This window comes from Chryseobacterium tructae (assembly GCF_030409875.1).
Lineage (GTDB): Bacteria > Bacteroidota > Bacteroidia > Flavobacteriales > Weeksellaceae > Chryseobacterium > Chryseobacterium tructae.
In genome coordinates, this window is record NZ_JAUFQR010000001.1 from 2,884,409 (window position 1) to 2,905,821 (window position 21,413).

At 35.0% G+C, this 21,413-nt stretch carries 21 protein-coding genes; 15 read left to right on the forward strand and 6 right to left on the reverse strand.

What is annotated here, in order from left to right; translation table 11 throughout:
- Positions 1 to 33: 33 nt before the first annotated feature.
- Together QWZ06_RS14305 and frr are read right to left on the reverse strand one after the other, a co-directional pair.
- A complete protein-coding gene (locus tag QWZ06_RS14305) occupies positions 34 to 1,095 on the reverse strand; it encodes a 3-oxoacyl-ACP synthase III family protein (protein ID WP_290298962.1) in 1,062 nt (353 codons plus the stop codon).
- Positions 1,096 to 1,272: 177 nt separating this feature from the next.
- Positions 1,273 to 1,827 (reverse strand): ribosome recycling factor, encoded by a 555-nt coding sequence (gene frr / locus QWZ06_RS14310; RefSeq protein ID WP_290298964.1) that lies wholly within the window; start codon positions 1,825 to 1,827, stop codon positions 1,273 to 1,275.
- Between the two features lie 386 nt (positions 1,828 to 2,213).
- On the opposite strand from frr, the gene QWZ06_RS14315 reads away from it, so the two are divergent.
- Positions 2,214 to 3,569, forward strand: coding sequence for a lipase family protein (locus QWZ06_RS14315; RefSeq protein ID WP_290298966.1), 1,356 nt, complete (start codon positions 2,214 to 2,216; stop codon positions 3,567 to 3,569).
- 84 nt (positions 3,570 to 3,653) lie between these two features.
- On the opposite strand, the gene pyrH is transcribed toward QWZ06_RS14315, so the two are convergent.
- Positions 3,654 to 4,361 carry a UMP kinase gene (gene pyrH / locus QWZ06_RS14320; protein WP_068943145.1) on the reverse strand — a complete coding sequence of 236 codons (708 nt, stop codon included), beginning with the start codon at positions 4,359 to 4,361 and terminating at the stop codon, positions 3,654 to 3,656.
- Between the two features lie 168 nt (positions 4,362 to 4,529).
- Here pyrH and porQ point away from each other — a divergent pair, with 168 nt between their 5' ends.
- The 5 genes from porQ (at position 4,530) to QWZ06_RS14345 (ending at position 7,619) form a co-directional block, all read left to right on the forward strand.
- Positions 4,530 to 5,522: a type IX secretion system protein PorQ gene (gene porQ / locus QWZ06_RS14325; RefSeq protein WP_290298973.1), complete on the forward strand. Its 993-nt coding sequence runs from the start codon at positions 4,530 to 4,532 to the stop codon at positions 5,520 to 5,522.
- An 84-nt stretch (positions 5,523 to 5,606) separates the two neighbouring features.
- Positions 5,607 to 6,281 carry a (d)CMP kinase gene (gene cmk, locus QWZ06_RS14330; protein WP_290298975.1) on the forward strand — a complete coding sequence of 225 codons (675 nt, stop codon included), beginning with the start codon at positions 5,607 to 5,609 and terminating at the stop codon, positions 6,279 to 6,281.
- 96 nt (positions 6,282 to 6,377) lie between these two features.
- Positions 6,378 to 6,728 (forward strand): YtxH domain-containing protein, encoded by a 351-nt coding sequence (locus QWZ06_RS14335; RefSeq protein ID WP_160138253.1) that lies wholly within the window; start codon positions 6,378 to 6,380, stop codon positions 6,726 to 6,728.
- An 80-nt stretch (positions 6,729 to 6,808) separates the two neighbouring features.
- Positions 6,809 to 7,129, forward strand: a complete 321-nt coding sequence (locus tag QWZ06_RS14340; RefSeq protein ID WP_068943141.1) for a phage holin family protein — start codon at positions 6,809 to 6,811, stop codon at positions 7,127 to 7,129.
- Entirely contained in the window at positions 7,122 to 7,619 is a 498-nt protein-coding gene (locus QWZ06_RS14345) for a phosphoribosyl-ATP pyrophosphatase (protein WP_290298981.1), read from the forward strand. The genes QWZ06_RS14340 and QWZ06_RS14345 overlap by 8 nt, the downstream gene beginning before the upstream one ends.
- Positions 7,620 to 7,731: 112 nt before the next feature.
- Here QWZ06_RS14345 and QWZ06_RS14350 read toward each other — a convergent pair whose 3' ends face one another.
- Positions 7,732 to 8,457, reverse strand: coding sequence for a TrmH family RNA methyltransferase (locus tag QWZ06_RS14350; protein WP_290298984.1), 726 nt, complete (start codon positions 8,455 to 8,457; stop codon positions 7,732 to 7,734).
- Between QWZ06_RS14350 and tamL the strand changes: the two genes are divergently transcribed.
- A complete protein-coding gene (gene tamL, locus QWZ06_RS14355) occupies positions 8,443 to 11,046 on the forward strand; it encodes a translocation and assembly module lipoprotein TamL (RefSeq protein ID WP_290298986.1) in 2,604 nt (867 codons plus the stop codon). The genes QWZ06_RS14350 and tamL overlap by 15 nt on opposite strands.
- On the opposite strand, the gene QWZ06_RS14360 is transcribed toward tamL, so the two are convergent.
- Together QWZ06_RS14360 and QWZ06_RS14365 are read right to left on the reverse strand one after the other, a co-directional pair.
- A complete protein-coding gene (locus QWZ06_RS14360; RefSeq protein ID WP_378170560.1) occupies positions 11,043 to 11,600 on the reverse strand; it encodes a SanA/YdcF family protein in 558 nt (185 codons plus the stop codon). The two genes, tamL and QWZ06_RS14360, sit on opposite strands and share 4 nt — an antisense overlap.
- Positions 11,601 to 11,656: 56 nt before the next feature.
- Positions 11,657 to 12,781 (reverse strand): ferredoxin--NADP reductase, encoded by a 1,125-nt coding sequence (locus QWZ06_RS14365; RefSeq protein WP_290298990.1) that lies wholly within the window; start codon positions 12,779 to 12,781, stop codon positions 11,657 to 11,659.
- A 32-nt stretch (positions 12,782 to 12,813) separates the two neighbouring features.
- On the opposite strand from QWZ06_RS14365, the gene QWZ06_RS14370 reads away from it, so the two are divergent.
- The 8 genes from QWZ06_RS14370 to QWZ06_RS14405 all read left to right on the forward strand — a co-directional run bounded on the left by QWZ06_RS14370 (position 12,814) and on the right by QWZ06_RS14405 (position 21,364).
- Positions 12,814 to 13,374, forward strand: coding sequence for a TlpA family protein disulfide reductase (locus tag QWZ06_RS14370; RefSeq protein WP_290298992.1), 561 nt, complete (start codon positions 12,814 to 12,816; stop codon positions 13,372 to 13,374).
- A gap of 20 nt (positions 13,375 to 13,394) precedes the next feature.
- A complete protein-coding gene (locus QWZ06_RS14375; RefSeq protein WP_290298994.1) occupies positions 13,395 to 14,366 on the forward strand; it encodes an iron chelate uptake ABC transporter family permease subunit in 972 nt (323 codons plus the stop codon).
- Between the two features lie 695 nt (positions 14,367 to 15,061).
- Positions 15,062 to 15,439, forward strand: coding sequence for a GxxExxY protein (locus tag QWZ06_RS14380; protein WP_290298996.1), 378 nt, complete (start codon positions 15,062 to 15,064; stop codon positions 15,437 to 15,439).
- Positions 15,440 to 15,537: 98 nt separating this feature from the next.
- The gene (locus tag QWZ06_RS14385) at positions 15,538 to 16,461 is read left to right on the forward strand and encodes an ABC transporter ATP-binding protein (RefSeq protein WP_290298997.1); all 924 of its coding nucleotides are present in this window, start codon (positions 15,538 to 15,540) and stop codon (positions 16,459 to 16,461) included.
- 165 nt (positions 16,462 to 16,626) lie between these two features.
- Entirely contained in the window at positions 16,627 to 17,079 is a 453-nt protein-coding gene (locus tag QWZ06_RS14390) for a MarR family winged helix-turn-helix transcriptional regulator (RefSeq protein ID WP_290301369.1), read from the forward strand.
- A 53-nt stretch (positions 17,080 to 17,132) separates the two neighbouring features.
- Positions 17,133 to 19,526, forward strand: coding sequence for a 3-hydroxyacyl-CoA dehydrogenase/enoyl-CoA hydratase family protein (locus QWZ06_RS14395; protein ID WP_290299000.1), 2,394 nt, complete (start codon positions 17,133 to 17,135; stop codon positions 19,524 to 19,526).
- A gap of 88 nt (positions 19,527 to 19,614) precedes the next feature.
- Complete coding sequence (tnpA, locus tag QWZ06_RS14400) at positions 19,615 to 20,079, forward strand: IS200/IS605 family transposase (protein WP_290299001.1); 465 nt, start codon at positions 19,615 to 19,617, stop codon at positions 20,077 to 20,079.
- Positions 20,080 to 20,185: 106 nt separating this feature from the next.
- On the forward strand, positions 20,186 to 21,364 hold the full coding sequence (locus tag QWZ06_RS14405) for an acetyl-CoA C-acyltransferase (protein ID WP_290299003.1): 1,179 nt from the start codon (positions 20,186 to 20,188) through the stop codon (positions 21,362 to 21,364).
- Positions 21,365 to 21,413: the final 49 nt, after the last annotated feature.

A 21,413-nucleotide genomic window follows, 5' to 3' on the forward strand; every position in this document is an offset into this window, starting at 1 on the left:
GAGACTCTGAATCCAGAGTCTCTTTTTATATTGTTAAAATTGATATACAAAAGCATTAATATTCATCCCTGCTCCTACTGAAGCAAACAGGACAACATCCCCTTTTTTAAGTTGATGATCCTCCAGCTCTCCTTTTAAAATCATGGCCAACAAAGATGGGATCGTTGCCACACTGCTATTTCCCAATTTATGGATAACCATTGGCATGATATGTTCCGGTGTTGAAGTATTATATAATTGATAAAACCTGTTAACAATCGCTTCATCCATTTTTTCATTAGCCTGATGAATAATAATTTTATTTAATTCATTAATTGAATATCCGCTATTATCAAGGCATTTTTTCATGGCTTCAGGAACATGCAACAGGGCAAACTCATAAATTTTCCTTCCATCCATTTTGATATATTTGGTGTCCGGACATTTCTCATTGTTATAAGATTTACCAAAGTATAAATAATCCTTTTCAGTGAAGGTAAAAGATGCAGATAAATGAGATTTTATTCCAGACTCATCATCTATATTCGTTTCAAGAACAGCGGCTCCCGCACCGTCAGCATAGATCATGCTGTCTCTGTCATGAATGTCCACCACACGGGATAGGGTTTCAGCTCCAATCACCAAACAACGTTTGGCAATACCTGCCTTGATAAAAGCATTAGCTTGTATTACTCCTTCAATCCAACCTGGACATCCGAACAAAACGTCGTATGCAACACAGAAATTATTCCGTATTCCCAATAAATGCTTCACTCGGGAAGCAAGGCTGGGAACCGTATCAGACTGAATAGTACCAAAACGGACATCTCCAAAATTGTGAGCGAATATAATATAATCCAGTGTTTCAGGATCTATCCCTGCATTTTCTATGGCAGCCTGAGCTGCTTTAAGTCCTAGATCTGAAGTAACTTGTGTACTTTTGGCATATCTTCTTTCTTCAATACCTGTAATCTTTTTTAATTTTTCTGTGATAGAGGCATTATTGTCTTTTAATAAAACACCCTCCTCATTGAGGAAAATATGTTTGTCAAAAAATAAATTGGTAATAGTTTCTGACGGGATATAGTTCCCCACTCCAATAATTCTGGTCATCATCTTTATGTTATCTATCCTGTTTTTATAGTACTTCAGGAATAATTCGATAAATATAACGATAATACTTATCAATATATTATAACAACTAGATAATTCTAATTAAATTGTAAACATTTTTTATAAAAAAAGAGGATTCCAAAACCGGAATCCTCTTTCTGTATTTTCAAAAACTGAAAATTATACTTTCATAATTTCTGCTTCTTTTGTCTTAAGATGCTCATCGCAAAGCTTTGTGTACTTATCTGTATAAGTCTGGATTTCTTCTTCCACACCTTTCAGAACATCTTCAGAAACTCCATCAAGTCTTTTAAGTTCTTTCAAACCATCCTGTCTTGCATTTCTAACTACGATTTTAGTTTGCTCAGTTTCACTTTTAGCTTGTTTTGCCAATTCTTTTCTTCTTTCTTCTGTTAAAGGGGGTACATTAAGAATAATGTTTTCTCCATTGTTAGAAGGTGCAAAACCTAAATTTGAATTGATGATTGCTTTTTCGATTGCGTTAATCGCTGTTCTGTCCCAAGGTTGAATAGAGATGGTCATGGCATCTGGAATAGAAACATTGGCAACCTGGTTGATTGGAGTCATTGCTCCATAATATTCAACCATTACATCCTGAACCATTGATGTAGAAGCACGTCCTGCTCTGATTCTTTGAAATGCATGGTCAAGGTGTTTTACCGCTGCGTCCATGTCCTGTTTTACAGATTCTAATATTAAATCTAATTCTTCCATTATTATAGTATAGTTTGATAAATTACACATTATTATACGCTTCTGAATAACAGCTATTTACACTTTCTCATTACCTGAAAAACCACTGTTTTTTACTATTCAGTGGTGCAAAAATAATGATTTTTGATATAAAGAAGCATAGCTTATCTATTTTTATTGAATATTACATCGGATAACCTCAATAATACAACATTAAAAAGAGGGAGTGATATCGTATAATTACTTAGAATATATTTTGGTTATTTCCACTTAATGAAAAGCGGTTCTTAATCCCTTACTTTACTATATCAATGTCGAGTGATTTTTTTAAAAAATTTAAAAAATAGCTCCATAGAAATAAATAATTCGATGACTTTACCATCACCTAACTTTTAATTATTAAAATCATGACAAATCCATCTTTAGATGCCTATCAACAGGTTTTTAGTATGGCAATCCTTGCCAATCGCGCAGGAGACTATAACGGCGGCGGTATAGAGCTGCAGCAGCAACTTCAATATGACTTGTCTTATTATTTCAACAATGTTCCGCCAGTGAAAATAATGGGACAAAATAATCCCTCAATTGTAGATCCTTCAGTTACTCCATTCTTAGGAAACTGGAATCTTGTTTGGGGTCCTGCTCTCATTGAAGAAACAGATGAACATGGTAAACATACCGGAGTTGCCGACAATGCATTATATGTAGTTCAGTGTGATACTGTTGCTTTTCCAGGAGGCCCTACCCTACCTACCTATATGGTCGCTATTGCTGCTACCAATCCTGCCTCCCTTTACGATTGGGAAACAGAGGATTTTTCAGTTTCAGAAGTAGTTAACTGGACAACATACGATCCAACCAAATTCACTCCATCAACATATAATGGTACTGATCCTTATATTTCAAAAGGTACAGCTATAGGAGTGAGTATACTTCTTGGACTTAAAAGCCCTAATCATGCAGCCTCACCCAACACTACTCTTCAACAGTTTCTTACTGGTTTAAAACCTAATCCAGAAACAGCAATTATATTTGGCGGGCATAGCCTTGCAGGGGCGTTATCTCCTACTTTAGCTCTTTATCTAAAGGAGAATAAGGATCTGGATGCCTTCGGAACAATTCTGGTATACCCAACTGCGGGACCTACTCCTGGTGAAGCAGCTTTTGCTAAGCTCTTCAATAATACATTTCCACCATTACCTTCCGGATGGCAACCTCAAACTGGAAATTACCAAAGCTGGAATACCATGCATTGGAATAATCTGGACGTGGTACCTCATGCATGGGCAGTGTCAGAGCTGGAAGAAATTGCAACAATATATGGTCAAGCTACTACAAATCTTACATCTGCCTTATTAAATGCTTTACAAAATATGGCTATCAATAATTCTTTAAAATCAAAAGCCACCTATACGAGGATACAAAACCAATCGCTCCCAGGTCAGCTCCAACACTCAGGGCCAAACTCAATTAGCATCGAAACACCTCCTGTAACTATCCATGATTATATGTTCCAACTAGCAGTACAACATGTAGGGATGTATACAGGTATTCCTGCAGTAGGAACTGCCCCTCAGGTAAACGGCCTTATTTTAACACAGCCATTACCACAAAATCCCATTAAACTGGCGCCAGGAGTAACTAAGGTCAATGAACTTGAGATGATTATAAAAATAATCAATCAGATCATTGGCTGGATTTCTAATCGTTATGTTTTAGTTGAGAAAGAAAGTGCCAAACAAAATGTTGAAGCAGATCAATAAATACCAAAGACTAATATCAAATAAAAACACCTGCTATGATAAATTATCATAACAGGTGTTTGTTATATTCTTTTACAAAGTTGATTATAAATCAACCAAAGTACCTACATTTTCTCCTTCCACTATTTTCACCAAATTTCCATCTTTATTCATATCGAATACAATGATTGGTAATTTATTTTCGTGGCTTAAAGTAAAGGCAGTCATATCCATTACCTTAAGGTTTTTCTCAAATACTTCATCGAAAGATAGAGAATTGTATTTTACAGCATCAGCATTTTTTTCAGGGTCACTGTCATAAATTCCATCTACTCTTGTTCCTTTAAGAATTACATCTGCTCCGATTTCGATAGCTCTTAATGTTGCAGCCGTATCTGTTGTAAAATAAGGATTTCCTGTTCCTGCACCGAAGATCACTACTCTCCCTTTTTCAAGGTGTCTTACTGCTCTTCTTTTGATGAAAGGCTCAGCTACCTTATCCATTTCAATAGCAGACTGAAGTCTTGTCTTGATTCCAGCATCCTCCAATGCTCCTTGCAATGCCATACCATTGATTACAGTGGCTAGCATACCCATGTAGTCTCCCTGTACTCTGTCCATTCCTTTCGCAGCCCCAGCTACACCACGGAAAATATTTCCTCCTCCAATGACGATCGCTACTTCACAGCCTTTTTCAACTACTTTTTTAATCTCTGCAGCATATTCCTGCAGCCTTTCGTTGTCAATACCGTATTGTCTGTTCCCCATTAAGGCCTCTCCACTAAGTTTCAGAAGGATTCTTTTATATTTCATCTTTTATTTTTAATAAACTTTTTACTTGAGTTGGTTTCCCAAAAATTTGATTTTGCAAATATAATCATTAAAAATATTGCTAAAAGAAAAATATTTAATTAGAAATAATGTAAGAAATATTTTGAAAAGTACGAAAAAGGATTATTTTTGCATTAATTATAAATTGAGTTGAAGAAAATTATCATTTTTTCATTATTTCTATCAGGAATTGTTTCTTATGCGCAAACAGGAACAAATGTGTATCCGTTCTTAAATGTACCTGTATCTGCAAGACAGGCTGCCTTGGGTGGAGATGCAATTTCGATACGAGATTATGATGTTTCCTTTGCTATTGCAAACCCAGCCCTGTTAAATAAAGATTCCGACAAGCAGCTTTCTGTGAACGCTACTGCTTATCTTGCCGATTCAAAATACGGAACCATTGCTTATGCCAAAGATTTTGAAAATGGCCACATGGCCACCATCAATGCCAGGTATATGAGCTATGGAAGTATTCCAAGGACAGATGAAAGTGGTTTTCAGGATGGAGAATATAAAGCTTCAGATGTTGCCATTGGTGCCGGATATGCTTACCAGTTTGAAGAAGACTGGACAATTGGTGGAGGGTTAAATTTCGTTACCTCAAAAATAGACAACTATACTTCTTCCGCAATCTCAGGAACTGCGGGAATTACCTATCATAACAAAAAAAATAAAGAAGTTCTTTCTCTAGTATTAAGAAACTTTGGTTTCCAGCTAAAGTCTTTTAATGGAACTCGTGAAAATCTTCCTTTCAGAGTAGATATAGGATACACCAAAATATTAAAGAACTTCCCTCTCGCGATTACGATTACAGCACACGATCTTCAGCAATTTAATATCTCATCAGAATATAATGTAGAAGGTCAGAAAGTGAATGCTGGCAGAAAAATTGCCGATCACTTCTCTTTGGGGGCGGAATTATTTCCGGAAAAAAACTTTAATATCAGATTGGGTTATAATGTAAAAAGAGGAAATGAACTTGCTGTGGCAGATCAGCGAAACTTTTCAGGACTTTCCGGCGGATTCGGAATTAAAGTTTCAAGATTTCGCATAGATTATGCCCACATAAGATATCATAACGCTTCGAATGTCAATCAGATAGGAATCTCCATGGATCTTTCCAGCCACAGAGGAGAATAAGATGCATCTTGAAAAATCTTAAAATAAAGTAAGAAATTTCTTAGCTTTTCTTGATTTTCTAAAAAAAATCTTGAAATTTGCAGTATGAAAAAACCTGTAATAGCTATCGATGGGTACTCGTCTACCGGAAAAAGTTCTATCTCCAAAATCATTGCTGATAAGCTAGGACTTATTCATATGGATACAGGAGCACTTTACAGAGGAGTTACCTGGTTTGCTTTGCAACATTGTCTAAATGAAGATGGCAGGATCAATCTGAATACTTTATTTTCATCTCTAGATCAGATTCAGCTTGAATTTAAGAATAATGATGGAGCTCTTATCCTCTATCTTAATAACGTAGATATTTCTAAAGAGATCAGAACCAATGAAGTTTCTGACAATGTAAGTCTTGTAGCCAAGCAAAAAGAAGTAAGAGACTTTTTATTACAATCTCAACGTTCTTTGGCAGAAAAAGGCGGTGTTATTATGGATGGGCGTGACATAGGGACAGTAGTTCTGCCAAATGCGGACTATAAATTCTTTCTTACTGCCAGTATTGATGAAAGAACCAACAGAAGATTTCTTGAATTAAAAGGCTTGGGAATTGAAGCGGATAAGGAACAGGTAAAACAAAACCTTATTGAGAGAGATAAGATCGACAGTGAGCGTGAAATTGCCCCATTGAAACAGGCTGAAGACGCTACGGTAATAGACAATTCTGAGCTTACTAAAGAACAAACCATAGAACTGATTCTTTCTTACATCGAAAAGATTTAACAATTTTTAATAGGCATACAGCCTCCTTTGGTATACAAATTGTAAGTTTTATTAGTGTAAAAAACTAATCTATTATTAACTATTAAAAAACTTAAAATGTCTAAAAACGGAAAAAATACAGCAGGTATATTAGCGGGACTTCTTGCAGGTGCTGCAGCGGGTGTAATCTTAGGAATGTTATATGCACCGGAAGAAGGTAAAGAAACTAGAAAAAAAATCAAAAATAAAGCCAATGATCTTAAAGATCAGGCAAAAGATAAATACGGAGAAGTTTCTGAAAAAGTGAAAGACCAGTATGGTAATATTTCTTCTACTTTTAAAGAAACAGCTAATAACGTAGCACATACTGTGAAAGACGGATATGATAAATACAAAGATCAGATTGTTTCTAAAACAGCGGATGTAGTAAAAGATGTAGAGGCAGAACTGAACGATCTTAAATCATAAGTAATTTATCTTTTTTAAGTAAATTACAGAAAGGAACTTTTGTGCGAAAGTTCCTTTTTTTGTAACTTTAAAAAAAAACAATGATAGAAACTATTAAAGAATACGCCTCGAAAAGAATCGATCTTCTGAAAATAGAAGCTACAGAAAAGTCTTCTCTTTCTGCCGGGCTCATTACCTACTTTGTAGTACTGCTTGTTGCTTTTGCTTTTTTTATTATCCTTTTCAATTTTGGAATCGCTTTTCTTATTGGGAAAGCACTGGATAATTATTCCTATGGTTTCTTAATTGTAGCGGCATTTTATGCTCTAGTAATGGCTTTTGTCATTTCATTCAAAAATAAAATCGTGAATACTGTTGCAGATCAGGTTATTAAATTTTTAAATCATTCAAGCCATGAGTAGAAAATATGAAAGCATAGAAGAATTAAGAAGAAAGAAAAAACTGCTTAAAGGGGAAATTAGTGATCTGGAAAATCTTCTTACGTTTAAGAATACCAAAGAAAGTCTTAGCGCATTCACCAACGGCTTGAGTGATCAATATCTCCAAGAAAAAGTAGATGAAGATGGTGATGAAAAAGTTGTTCTGAGAAAGGATGTCATTGCCAAGCAGCTTACTTCAGAAGTTAAAGACCTCTTGATCAGTAAGAATACAGCTGTAGGACTTGCCAGTACAGCCTTCACGGGAAATATCGCAGACAGTATTATTAAGCTAGGGGTTACCGCTATCGTTGGTAACTACGCCAAAAAAAATATGAAAAGTTCTAATTGGAAGAATAAGCTCGTAGGTGCTGCATTGATTTACCTTGCTCCTATTGCTCTGAAATATGTCAGAAAGAAATTGGAAGTATACCAGAAAAATAAAAGTGTTTCCAGTATGGAACAATTGATATGACAGTTTTTATAGATGTCAGATGTCAGACACCAGATTTCAGATGTATTGGTTGAGTGATTAATTTTCTCAACCGTATTAAAAGTCTGAAATCTGATATCTGAAATCTAAAAGTCTATTTCGAAAATAATTGTCCTAAAATAATTCCGGCCGCCATTGATACATTCAGACTTTCTGTAGACTGGGATTTTCCAAATCTTGGAATACTAATGCATTTTTGTAGCTGTTTTTCCGTTTCCGGCCTCATTCCGTTTCCTTCATTTCCAAGAATCAGATTTATTTTTTCAGGTTTTTCAAAGGTATAGATGCTTTCTCCATCCATATCCGTTCCAATATTTAAATTTTCTGTTTTAGAAAGATATTCCACAAGATCTGTATACACAACATTAACTCTTATAAACGATCCCATTGTCGCCTGAATCACCTTTGGATTATAAACATCCACCGTATCTTCACTACAAATGATCTGTTCTATTCCAAACCAGTCTGCCAATCGGATAATGGTTCCTAAATTTCCCGGATCTTGAATACCATCCAAAACGAGCTGTATCTTCTTGTCTTCCCATATTTCCTCCTCAGCCAGATAGCACACGGCAACAGAATCTTTTGGGGTTTTAAGAAAACTAATTTTTTTTAACTCATTTTCAGTGATATGAGTAACGGGGATATCAGTCTGGTCCAATTTTTGTGGATCGGTTGATAATATTTCTTTAACTTTAAAGTTAGAATTGAAAAGTTCACAAATGATTTTATTACCTTCAACCAAAAACAAATTGTATTTTTGTCTGAACTTCTTTTTATCTAAAGATTGTAAAACTTTTATTGTATGAGCTGTAAGCATTATAAGAATTCTCCTCAAAAATATTATAAAATTATTTCATTTGCAACATTTGTTGGTCTCCTTTATGCTTGTAGTACCACAAAAAAAGTTCCGGATGGTGAATATCTGCTTACTAAGAACAACTTTGAGTTCGAAGATAAGAAAGAATTTTTTGATGAAGAATTAAAGGATTACGTTCAGCAAAAGCCTAACAAGAAACAGTTTCTTTTCATGCCATTGGGTCTTATGTTCTATAACATGGCCAATCCAAAATACGATACGATTCTTAATGAATATATGACGTATCCGAGTGAAATGAGAAATCAGAAACTGAGAGATTCATTATTTATCAGGTACAATATGAAAAATAGTGTCGGAAAAAATCTTTTCTTCGACCGACTTTTACATAGCTGGGGATCTCCGCCTGTTATTTTGGATCAGACCAGAAGTGAAAAAAGTGCGGAATCTATTAAAAAAAGACTTACGTATAGAGGATTTTGGGATGCAGAAGTGAGATATAAACAGAATATGGACTCTGCTTCTAAAAAAGCAACCGTAAATTATTTCATCAAGCACAATGAACCTACCTATATAAAAGATTATTTCTTTAATATTCCTGATCTTGGAATAAAACAGGTTTATAACGACCATCTTAATAAAACCCTTGTAAGATCAGGTAAAATCCTTGATCAAACTGTTCTTGAAAAAGAAGTAAACAGGATTACAGACTTAATGAGAGAATCTGGGTATTATAAATTTAATATTTCCAATGATGAAGTCTATTTTGTGGCAGATTCATTAAAAAGTAAAAAGCAGGTTCCTGTTACCTTAGAAATTCATAAAGATTCCTTAGATCGCCCTTATAAAAAGGCCACTTTTGGAAATATTGATGTTGCTATTGTAGATGATGCCAATGACTTTCCTAAGAATACTGTTAAAGATAGTTTAAGACGAATCAGATTCCATAAAATGAATGATAAATATAAAACATCATCATTATGGAGAACCATTATTGTAGACAGCAAACAGCCTTATGATCAGCAAAAACTGGATGTGACCAAGAGAAATCTCTTGACTATGAACAATTTTAGCATCGTAAAAGCAAGAGACTCTTTAAGACGCGGAGGCATGACTTCCCCTAATGACAGTATTGTAGATGTTTTATATATATTGAAACCGCTTCCTAAGTATGAACTAAAAGTAGGAACAGATCTTAATTATTCCCAGATTCTGAATCTTGGAGTATCTCCTTCTGTAGATCTTACTACCAGAAATGTTTTCAAAGGTGCAGAGAACCTTTCAACGAGTCTTTCCGGTACATTTGGATCTATTGCAAGTACAGAAAATACTGATAAAAGAGTATTAGCCTATGAAATATCAGCTCAGGCATCCCTGAACTTCCCAAGGCTTTTATTGCCTTTTAATTATTATAAATTTATTCCTAAAAGGTACACCCCTACTTCCTCTATTCTGTTAGGAGCTTCTATACAGAACAATATCGGATTGGGAAGAGTAAACTTTAATACCGGATTAAATTATCAGGCGAACGTAAATGAACAGGTATACCATAAACTTACCTTATTCAATACCCAGATCAGTTTAACAAAGAATAAAAATGCCTATTACGATTATTTCGTTAATGATGAAGTCGTGAGAAAAACAATATTTGCTGACTATTTAGCTAAAACAGGTGTTGATCTTCAACAAGAAGTAAATGCTGGACAAATTAGCATGGATGATGCCTCTCTAAGGATTATCGATAATGTTGATTACCGCGCTGCACTTGATTCACAAGGATTAGATTTACTGACAACCTTTAGAGGAAGTCTTATCAATAAAGAAAGACAAACTCAGGATGTCTTTATATCTTCTATGATCTACAATTTTGTGTATAATGAAATTGGAAAAAAAGATTACCCTAATGCCTTCTACTTTAATGGAAAAGTTGAACTTGCCGGTAATATTTTAAGTTTATTCAACAAGAAAAGTAATGATGGTGGAGTTGTTTCAGCTCCGCAAAAAACAATTTTTGGTATTCCTTATGCTCAATTCGTAAAATTCGATATTGATACTAGAAAATATTTTAAATTCAATGGTAATCAAACCTTAGTTCTCCGTCAGTTTATTGGGGTTGGTATTCCTTATGGGAATTCAGATGATATGCCTATTATTAAATCTTATTTCAACGGTGGTTCCAATGATATCAGAGCTTGGGTAGCGTTCGGAGGATTAGGCCCTGCCGACTCTCAGGTAGACGAAAGAATTCGTGCTTACATGACTAACGATATAAAACTGACCACCAATATTGAATATAGAATTCCTTTTAACAATATGTATGAAGGTGCTATATTTACAGATATAGGAAATACCTGGAGTCTTCGTAATCACAATGATGCTCATCAGGATCAGTTCAGATTCAATAAATTCTTAGGGCAAATGGGTGTTGGTAGTGGATTTGGATTAAGAATCAATGTAGCATATATTACCTTGAGACTAGATTTTGCTTATAAAATCTTTGACCCCAACAAGCCTGAGGGAGATCGCTGGAGATTCAAAACATTACAGCCTTTTAAACCTACGGTTAATTTTGCTTTCGGATATCCTTTCTAATCCGGAGAAACTCCAAGAATAAAATACACTACAGCAATAACACGGGCGAGGATTTCCCTCGCCTGATTTCTGTAGAAACTTTCGGGTTTTGTTACGTCCTGTGCATCAAAGCCTAATGCATTCATATCATTATTTCTAGCAAAAAACAGGGCACGAAGGTTATGATATCCCTGGGAAACAATAATGACATTTTTCTTCTTATAAACATCTTTACAACGAAGAATACTTTTATAGGTATTAAAGCCTTTCGGATCTTCAACGATAATATCTTCGGGAACGCCTTCCTGGTAGATCAGATAATTTTTCATAGCAGCCGGTTCATTATAGCCTTTACTTTTTTCACCACTTACGATAATTTTCTTAATCTTTCCATGGTGATAAAGAAGAGCCACTGCATCCATTCTCTTTGTAAAATAAGGATTGGAAAGACCTGATCTCATTTTTGGAGAAGTTCCAAGTACCAAAGCCACTTCTCTTGGTGGAATTTTTGAAATTTTGGTATAGGTTCTTCCGTTGGTGAGTCCAAAAACCCACACATTACAGAAACATATCATTAAAATTCCTAATTCAAATGATACTCTTCCTAAGTTAAATATGTTCCTAATAATTCTCAACTAAGATCAAAGTTAAGCTTTATTTTTTTACTTTTCACTATTGACATGCAAGCTAATATATGTCCTTGCCCTTCCTCTTTTTCGGTAAGGTATTCATTTTCTAGCAGTTCTACCTCTCCCTCTTCTAAAGAACATTCGCAACTACCGCAGATCCCAGATTTACACGAATAAGGAACCGGAAATTTCTGAAGCAAAAGCTGTTGCAAGATTTTATCCTTATTATCAGGAAGTTGAGTTATATATTTTTTCCCAAGCATTGTAAATTCCACGTCTATATTTTCAATAAGTGGAAATTCTTTTTCTACAGGATAAATATCATCATTATATTCTTCAAAAAGTTCAAAATGAATATTTCTTTTCGGAATTCCGTGATGATAACAAGCATTGGCCAATGTTTTGATCATCTCTCCTTTCCCACAAATCAGCACTTCATCCACAGCATCCCAAATTGTAGATTCTTCATCTGTATCATCTAAATGTAGGATTTGATTGATAATTAAATTGAGTTTCTTTTCATCCAATCTACCATAGAAAAACTGATCGGCAGTTTTTTCCTGTGAAAAGAAGTAAAAAATCTGAAGTCTTTCTCCACACGTTCTGGCAAGATTATCCAGCTGATCTCTGTATATCAAATCTTCTGAACTTTTATTTCCAAAAAACAAAAACAGTCTTGTTCTGGGCTCGTTATGAAGAATATTTTTAAAATGACTTAAAATAGGGGTAATTCCAATACCGGCAGCAAAAGCAACAATGGTTCTGAACTCGCTGGGCTTGGATCCTATTGTAAATCTGCCTGCAGGTTCACTTACCATTAATTCATCTCCTACACCATAGTTTTGAAACAGTTGAGAAGTCGCTCCATCAGGAGAATTAACCTTTATTCCCAAACATATCTTTCTCTCATAAGGAGCAGAAGTCATTGAATAATCATTAATAACCTCTTTACCATGTGACTGAAATTTTACACTGACGAACTGCCCGGCTTCAAACTTAAAGTTTTCTTTCAAATTCTCCGGAATCTCAAATTCCAGAGAAAAAGTATTTTTGGTCAGCTCTACCTTTTTCGCTATTTTTAACGGACGAAACTGTATCAGTTTCCCTTTATAGATTTGTTGTTCCATACTTCAATTCAAAAATAGATAAAAAATAATTTATGAAGAAGATAATTTTATCCACGTTGATTCTGACTGCTCTTTACAGCTGTAAAAAAGAAGCAACAAAAACAGAAGACAACACTGTTGCCGATTCACTTACTGTAACTCAAAATACAGCAGATCAACCAGCTACATATGTTCCCAAAGAGCTTTCTCCTGAGAATGTCACCCAACATCTGGCTAAAAATAACGATACATTATATGTTACTAATTTCTTTGCAACATGGTGTGGCCCTTGTATCAAGGAAATCCCAAGTTTTAAAAATAAAATGCAGGAACTAAAAGACAAACCTGTAAAATTTACCTTTGTCAATCTTGATGATAAAGCAGACTGGGATAGTGCCGTGAAAAACTTTGTAATGGAAAATAATCTTGGTGCCAATGTTATTTTACTGGATGGACAAAAATTAGATCAAAATTTCTTTTCCAACAACTTCAAACAATGGGATGGGGGTTCAATTCCTTTTACCTTTATGAGAAAAGGAAGCCAGACGGATGAGTATCTGGGAATGATGACCGAAGAGGTATTAAACTCTAAAATCAATACTTTTCTAAAATAAAACATATATCTTTCTGAATAATGTCAAAAAGATTTAAGGTCCTGTGTTTGTTGTTGGCCATTGCAATTATTGGAGGCGCAATTGTTAATCTAAACACAGGATTTTTGAGCTTAAGTCTTCAGGATTTCTTCCAGGATTCTGCTCAAAGTCAAATTGCTGAAATCCGTATTAACAGGGTTCTTGTTATGCTGTTGGCTGGAATTTCAATTCCAACTTCAGGTTTTCTAATGCAGGAATATTTCCAAAACCCATTAGCCGGGCCTGATATTCTGGGCATCACTTCTGTTGCCAGTTTATCAGTTGCATTCTATATTTTCTTTTCCCATAACATTTTGCTTCCGGAATTTCTGCAAAACAGTTTTCTTAGTTTATCTGCTATTGGAGGGAGTTTATTCCTGATGCTGATCCTGCTATCCATGTCCAATAAATTTCAAGACAAATCTTATCTTATTATTTTTGGGTTTTTGGTATCTGCATTTGCCGGAGCTATTGTCTCCTTATTGCAGTTCTATGCTGAAAACCAAAGCCTGAAAAACTACATTTTATGGTCGTTTGGTGCGAATAACATGGTCACCAGAAATCAAATCTATGTTTTATCTATTTTGGTATTCATAGGATTGTTTTTTTGTTTTAAATCGATAAAGCCATTAATAGGAAATTCATTGGGAACTTCGTATGCACAGAGTTTAGGAGTTAATCTGAAGCATTTAAAGCTTTTAATAATCATTGCCTCTTCCCTACTTTCTGCCTCTATCACAGCTTTTTTAGGCCCCATTCTATTTATAGGAATTATTGTGCCTCACTTTTGTCGATTGATCTATAATCCTTCAAAATTATGGCAACAATGGATATTGAATATGTTTCTAGGAATGCTGGTTATGTTGTTCTTCTCAGTAATTGCAGAGAAAACACAGATCCCGTTGAATGTAATAAGTTCTGTATTCGGAATTCCTGTGATCCTATTGATGCTTTTGAAACAGAATAAAGTATAATGTTTTTATTGGATAAACGCCAAGACGCAAGTTCTTTTTGCCTACACCATGTTTTAAGGCGCAATGGTTTTATCTACGATAAAATTGAATACCGTATATATACTACTTAAATCTGAAACTGCAGGCAAACCTATTTGATCTTGATGATCCTTTTGAGAAAAATTATGCGTAACTTTTTGTTGGAAACGCAAAGACGCAAGTTTCTTTACCTACACCATGCTTTAAGGCGCAATGGTTTCATCTACGATAAAATTAAATACCGTATATATACTTAAATCTAAAACCGCAGGCGAACCTATTTGATCTTGATGATCCTTTTGAGACAAATTATGCGTAACTTTTTGTTGGAAACGCAAAGACGCAAGTTCTTTTTGCCTACACCATGCTTTAAGGCGCAATGATTTTATCTACGATAAAATTAAATACCGTATATATACTTAAATCTAAAACCGCAGGCGAACCTATTTGATATTGAGGATCCTTTTGAGACAAACTATGCGTAACTTTTTGTTAGAAACGCAAAGACGCAAGTTTCTTTACCTACACCATGCTTTAAGGCGCAATGGTTTTATCTACTATAAAATTAAATACCATATATATACTTAAATCTAAAACTGCTGGCGAATGTATTATCAATCTTCGCGCCTTCGCGTTTATCCAACAATTCTTATATTTAAAATATAAAAACACTACAAATGACAGAAAATGAGATATCAAAAATTGTTTTTGAAACAGGTCTAAAAATTCATAAAAAATTAGGAGCCGGATTATTTGAACATGTATATGAAGAATGTATGTTCTATGAATTAACAAAATCAGGGTTCGCCATAGAAAGGCAAAAGCTACTTCCTATTATTTATGAAGAATTAAGAATTGAAAATGCTTTCAGGCTCGATATAATTATAGAAAACAAAGTTATCTTAGAAATAAAAACAGTAGACAATATTCATCTTGTTCATAAAGCTCAGCTTCTAACTTATTTAAAAATGACTGATTGTAAACTAGGTTTATTACTCAATTTTCAATCTGATATTTTCAAAAATGGAGTAACAAGAATCGTAAATAATCTATAGAAAACACTATAAAATTTGACATTGTAAAATTCTTTGCGTCTTAAAACAGTATTTTTGTAAAATAATTTTGCGCCTTCGCGTTTTATCCAACATTTAACATGCATCTACAGATCAAACAAGCCAATATCGGGTATAATAAAACATTAATTTCAAATGCTAATGCAGATTTGAAGCTTGGTGATGTATGCTTATTGATTGGAAATAATGGAGTTGGAAAAACAACGTTAATCAAATCTATTCTTCATCAGATTTCTTTATTAGATGGAGACATATTTATTAATAAGAAGAATGTTAAAAAACTTTCTGTAAAAGAAATTGCAGAGAATATTGCGATTGTCTTTTCAAAATCGGTTATCCCGCAACATTACACTGTTGAGGATCTTATTTCATTAGGAAAATATATCTACTACCCTTTTTATTTTGAATTAAAAAAGGAAGATCGTGAAGAGGTCGCTCATATCATTGAAGAACTGGATCTTGGCGAATACAGATATACACTCCTTAAAAATCTTTCGGATGGAAACCTTCAGAAAGCATTTATCGGGCGTGCCATTACCCAAAACTCATCTGTTATTATTCTGGATGAGCCCACTACTCATTTGGATGAAAAAAATAAAATTATTATCCTCAAAACTCTAAGAAGACTCGCAAAAGAACAGAATAAACTTATCCTTTTTTCTTCCCATGACTGGCGGTTAGCTAAAGAATTTGCGGATAAAATATGGTATGTAAAAGATAGACAGCTTCATACCGGAATTGTAGAAGATATCTTGCTTCAGCATAACGAACTTACCAATGCTTCTTTATTTCAAGTAAACGAGAGTTTTATTCCGCCACATATTTCTGCACCACAGGTTCATAAAGAAATGCTCTATTCTTTGCTTCAAAAAAACTTCTCAAAAGACCTTTCTTTCTTAAATTTTGAATTTCAGGACAACTTTTGGGTAATTACTAATGATTCCCAGAAACAAGAATGTGAATCTTTTGAAGAAATCATAAATTTCGTCGGAAACATTTACTAATCAATAGTTTTCTTTGATTATTTCACATACTATGCATGCATAGTATTATGCAAATCATACAATTTAACCCATTTATTATCAGCTTATTAACAAAATTTAACGTTAATAAATACTATGCATGCATAATATTTACTAAATTTGGGTAAAACCATTTGCGCAAAAATGATGGATAATAATAAGGAAAAAATAGAAAACGTAGACTTAATTTTAAAACAGACCTGGTTGGCTGTTTCTAAAATGTACACAGAATTGGCTCAGGAACATGATTCCACAGCAGTACAAGCACTTACTCTTCTTAAAATTGATCCCAAAGAAGGTACGCGAAGTACAAATCTTGGACCTAAAATGGCCATAGAACCCACTTCCCTAACGAGAATCATTAAACTTCTGGAAGACAATGGATATATCTATAAGGAAAAAACCACTACTGATAAAAGAGAAGTGATTATTAAACTTACTGATAAAGGATTAAACTCCAGAAATATGTCTAAGGAAGTTGTTGTCAGCTTTAATAAAAGGGTAATGGAAAAAATTACTCCCGAAAAGATAGATACTTTTAAGGAAGTGATGACTGAAATCATGAAAATTGCCAATGAACTTCTCAATAACAGAAAATAAATTATCATGAACTGCACAGTTCATATAACCTTATAAATAATAAAAAAATAGATATGAAAAGAAGAATCAAACATGTAACGGTTCTTGGTTCAGGAATTATGGGTAGCGGTATCGCAGCTCACTTCGCCAATATTGGTGTGGAGGTGTCACTATTAGATATTGTTCCCTTTGAACTAACTGAAGCTGAACAGAAAAAAGGTTTGACTAAAGAAGATAAGGCAGTAAGGAACAGAATTGCTACCGAAAACTTCGAAAAACTGAAAAAAGCAAGCCCTGCACTTCTTTACACGCCAAAGTTTGCAGATAGAATCAAAGTTGGAAATTTCGACGATGATTTACCAAAAATAAAAAATACAGACTGGATCATTGAAGTAGTAGTGGAAAGGCTAGACATCAAAAAGTCTGTTTACGAAAAAATAGAACAGTTCAGAAAACCGGGAACATTAATTTCTTCCAATACTTCAGGGATTCCAATTCACTTCCTGACAGAAGGAAGAAGTGAAGATTTTAAAAAATATTTTGCAGGAACTCACTTCTTTAACCCGGTGAGATATCTTCCTCTTCTTGAAATCATCCCAACGAACGATACAGCTCCTGAAATCATAGACTTCTATATGAACTATGGTGCTAAATTCTTAGGGAAGACTACCGTTTTAGCTAAAGATACTCCAGCATTTATCGCCAACAGAATTGGTGTATTTTCTATGATGGATCTTCTTCATAATGTACAAAAATTAGGACTTACCGTTTCTGATGTTGATAAATTAACGGGTCCGGTAATCGGTCGTCCAAAATCGGCAACATTCAGAACTGCAGATGTTGTAGGTCTTGATACTTTGGTAATGGTAGCCAATGGCGTTCGTCAAAGTGGTGCTGAAGCCAATGATTTTAATGATGTATTTGCTCTTCCTGCCTATATCCAGAAAATGATGGATAATAAATGGTTAGGTTCTAAGACCGAGCAAGGATTCTATAAAAAAGTGAAAAATGCAGAAGGTAAATCTGAAATTCACGGATTAAACCTTGATACTTTAGAATATGAACTTCAAGGAAAATCTTCATTCCCTACTTTAGAATTAACAAAATCCATCGATAAGCCAATTGACAGATTCAAGGTGTTAATCGGAGGTAAAGATAAAGCGGGTGAACTATACAGAAAATCATTAGGGGCACTCTTCGCTTATGTTTCTCATAAAGTTCCTGAAATTTCTGATGAAGTTTACAAAATAGATGACGCTATGAGAGCTGGTTTCGGATGGGAAAATGGTCCATTTGAGATCTGGGACGCTGTTGGGGTTCAAAAAGGTATTGAATTAGCTCAGGATGCAGGATATCAGGTTTCTGATTGGGTTAAAAATGTAGAGACGTTCTATAAAGTTAATGACGAAGGACAAAGCATCTATGTAGATAAGAACTCAGGAGAATACAACAAAATTCCGGGTCAGGATGCCTTTATTATCCTAGATAACATCAGAAAAAACAAAACTCTTTGGAGCAATTCAGGTTCAGCAATTCTTGATTTAGGCGATGGGATCATCAACTTCGAGATCCGTTCCAAAATGAACTCCCTTGGTGGCGAAGTTTTAGATGGATTAAACAGAGCTATTGATTTAGCAGAAAAAGAATATGACGGATTAGTAGTAGGAAACCAAGGAGCTAACTTCTCTGTAGGCGCTAACCTTGCTATGATTCTTATGATGGCTATTGAGCAAGACTGGGATGATTTGAATATGGCGATTGCTTATTTCCAAAAATCTATGATGAGAGTACGTTACTCCTCTATTCCTGTAGTTGTTGCTCCTCACGGAATGACCTTAGGTGGTGGATGCGAAATGACAATGCACGCAGACAGAGTGGTTGCAGCAGCAGAAACTTATATCGGACTGGTAGAAACCGGAGTGGGTGTAATCCCTGGTGGTGGTGGTACTAAAGAACTTGCTTTAAGAACTTCCAGAGAATTCCACAGTGACGATGTTAAAAATAACAGACTTCGTGACGCTTTCATGAACATTGCTATGGGTAAAGTAGCTACTTCAGCATATGAAGCTTATGATATGGGAATCCTTGAAAAAGGAAAAGATATTGTTTCCGTAAGCAAAAATAGACAGATTGCTGAAGCTAAAAAAGTAGCAAAACTATTGGCAGAACAAGGCTATACTCAACCTATCGAACAAAAAGTAAAAGTTTTGGGTAGAGATGCATTAGGAATGTTCTACGTAGGAACAGACCAGATGTTAACAGGAAAATATATTTCTGAACACGACAAGAAAATTGCTGACAAATTAGCCAACGTAATGGTAGGTGGAAACTTATCTGAACCAACAGTGGTAACTGAACAGTATCTATTGAACCTTGAAAGAGAAACATTCCTTCAGCTTTGTGGTGAAAGAAAAACTTTAGAGAGAATTCAGTATATGTTACAAAATGGAAAGCCATTAAGAAACTAACGGGGAGCTCCGTAGGAGCGAACTGTTAATAGCTATAGAATAATTTTAAAAGATTAGAGAGCCTCGTAGAGGCGACCTGTTAATTTTTATGGCCAATACCTATACACAAATTTATATTCAAATTGTTTTTGCTGTAAAAGGAAGACAAAATCTGATTTCAAAAGAAAACAGAGAAGAATTACATAAATTGATTACAGGTATCGTTTCCAATAGAAATCAAAGATTATTCGCGGTTTTTGCAATGCCTGACCATGTTCATATTCTCGTAAGTATGAATCCGACGCTATCAGTTTCAGATTTAGTAAGAGATATTAAAGCAGGGTCTTCAAAATTCATCAATGAAAAAGGATGGATAAATGGGAAATTCAATTGGCAGGAAGGATACGGTGCTTTCTCTTATTCTAAAAGTAGTGTTGATTCGGTGGTGAAATATATTTTAAACCAGGAGGAACATCATACAAAGAAAACTTTTAGAGAAGAATATCTGGATTTGATGTCAAAATTTGAAATTGAATATGATCCAAAATATTTATTTGAATGGATTGAAGATTAACAGGTCGCTCCTACGGAGCTCCACAAATTGCAAAATAATATCGCTATAAACAGTTTACCTCTACGAGGCAAAAATCTTTCAAAAACAAATTAATTAAACAAGAAAAATGAAAACAGCATACATCGTAAAAGGATTCAGATCAGCAGTAGGAAAAGCACCAAAAGGTTCTCTACGCTTTACTCGTCCTGACGTAATGGCAGCTACCGTTATTGAAAAATTAATGGCTGAGCTACCACAATTAGATAAAAACAGAATTGATGACCTTATCGTAGGAAATGCGATGCCTGAGGCAGAGCAAGGATTAAACGTGGCTCGTTTGATCTCCCTAATGGGTCTAAATACAGATAAAGTTCCTGGAGTAACTGTCAACAGATACTGTGCATCAGGAAGTGAAGCGATTGCGATTGCTTCTGCAAAAATTCAGGCAGGAATGGCTGACTGCATCATCGCTGGAGGTACAGAATCTATGTCTTACATTCCGATGGGTGGTTACAAGCCGGTTCCTGAAACGGATATCGCTAAAACAAATCCTGATTATTATTGGGGAATGGGCTACACTGCTGAAGAGGTAGCAAAACAATATAATATTACAAGAGAAGAACAGGATCAGTTTGCATTTGAATCTCATATGAAAGCCCTGAAAGCGAATCAGGAAGGTAAATTTGCCAATCAGATTGTTCCGATTCCGGTAGAATATAACTTCCTTGATGAAAATCAAAAGATTCAAACCAAGAAATTCGATTTCTCTGTGGATGAAGGCCCAAGAGCAGATACGTCTTTAGCTGGATTAGCTAAACTTAGACCTGTTTTCGCCAACGGAGGAAGTGTAACTGCAGGAAACTCTTCTCAAATGAGTGACGGTGCCGCTTTTGTAATGGTTATGAGCGAAGAAATGGTAAAAGAATTAGGTCTTGAACCCGAAGCAAGATTAGTAGCCTATGCTGCTGCAGGTCTTGAGCCAAGAATTATGGGGATGGGACCAATTTATGCAATTCCAAAAGCGCTTAAACAAGCTGGTCTTGAATTAAAAGACATTGACCTGATTGAATTAAATGAAGCTTTTGCCTCTCAATCAGTGGCTATCAAAAAAGAACTAGGTTTAAATCCGGATATCTTAAACGTAAACGGAGGTGCTATTGCTCTCGGTCACCCATTGGGATGTACAGGAACGAAACTAACAGTTCAGCTTCTTGACGAAATGAGAAGACGTGGGAACAAGTATGGTATGGTTTCTATGTGCGTAGGAACTGGACAGGGAGCAGCTTCAATTTTTGAACTACTGTAAATAGACAAATAGATAATGGACGGAGAGATAAAAGACATAGTTCAACATC

Coding starts and splice junctions, on each gene's coding strand:
- QWZ06_RS14305 (WP_290298962.1), bottom strand. CDS start 1,095: ATGATGACCAGAATTATTGGAGTGGGGAACTATATCCCGTCAGAAACT.
- frr (WP_290298964.1), bottom strand. CDS start 1,827: ATGGAAGAATTAGATTTAATATTAGAATCTGTAAAACAGGACATGGAC.
- QWZ06_RS14315 (WP_290298966.1), top strand. CDS start 2,214: ATGACAAATCCATCTTTAGATGCCTATCAACAGGTTTTTAGTATGGCA.
- pyrH (WP_068943145.1), bottom strand. CDS start 4,361: ATGAAATATAAAAGAATCCTTCTGAAACTTAGTGGAGAGGCCTTAATG.
- cmk (WP_290298975.1), top strand. CDS start 5,607: ATGAAAAAACCTGTAATAGCTATCGATGGGTACTCGTCTACCGGAAAA.
- QWZ06_RS14335 (WP_160138253.1), top strand. CDS start 6,378: ATGTCTAAAAACGGAAAAAATACAGCAGGTATATTAGCGGGACTTCTT.
- QWZ06_RS14340 (WP_068943141.1), top strand. CDS start 6,809: ATGATAGAAACTATTAAAGAATACGCCTCGAAAAGAATCGATCTTCTG.
- QWZ06_RS14345 (WP_290298981.1), top strand. CDS start 7,122: ATGAGTAGAAAATATGAAAGCATAGAAGAATTAAGAAGAAAGAAAAAA.
- tamL (WP_290298986.1), top strand. CDS start 8,443: ATGAGCTGTAAGCATTATAAGAATTCTCCTCAAAAATATTATAAAATT.
- QWZ06_RS14350 (WP_290298984.1), bottom strand. CDS start 8,457: ATGCTTACAGCTCATACAATAAAAGTTTTACAATCTTTAGATAAAAAG.
- QWZ06_RS14360 (WP_378170560.1), bottom strand. CDS start 11,600: ATGATATGTTTCTGTAATGTGTGGGTTTTTGGACTCACCAACGGAAGA.
- QWZ06_RS14365 (WP_290298990.1), bottom strand. CDS start 12,781: ATGGAACAACAAATCTATAAAGGGAAACTGATACAGTTTCGTCCGTTA.
- QWZ06_RS14370 (WP_290298992.1), top strand. CDS start 12,814: ATGAAGAAGATAATTTTATCCACGTTGATTCTGACTGCTCTTTACAGC.
- QWZ06_RS14375 (WP_290298994.1), top strand. CDS start 13,395: ATGTCAAAAAGATTTAAGGTCCTGTGTTTGTTGTTGGCCATTGCAATT.
- QWZ06_RS14380 (WP_290298996.1), top strand. CDS start 15,062: ATGACAGAAAATGAGATATCAAAAATTGTTTTTGAAACAGGTCTAAAA.
- QWZ06_RS14385 (WP_290298997.1), top strand. CDS start 15,538: ATGCATCTACAGATCAAACAAGCCAATATCGGGTATAATAAAACATTA.
- QWZ06_RS14390 (WP_290301369.1), top strand. CDS start 16,627: ATGGATAATAATAAGGAAAAAATAGAAAACGTAGACTTAATTTTAAAA.
- QWZ06_RS14395 (WP_290299000.1), top strand. CDS start 17,133: ATGAAAAGAAGAATCAAACATGTAACGGTTCTTGGTTCAGGAATTATG.
- tnpA (WP_290299001.1), top strand. CDS start 19,615: ATGGCCAATACCTATACACAAATTTATATTCAAATTGTTTTTGCTGTA.
- QWZ06_RS14405 (WP_290299003.1), top strand. CDS start 20,186: ATGAAAACAGCATACATCGTAAAAGGATTCAGATCAGCAGTAGGAAAA.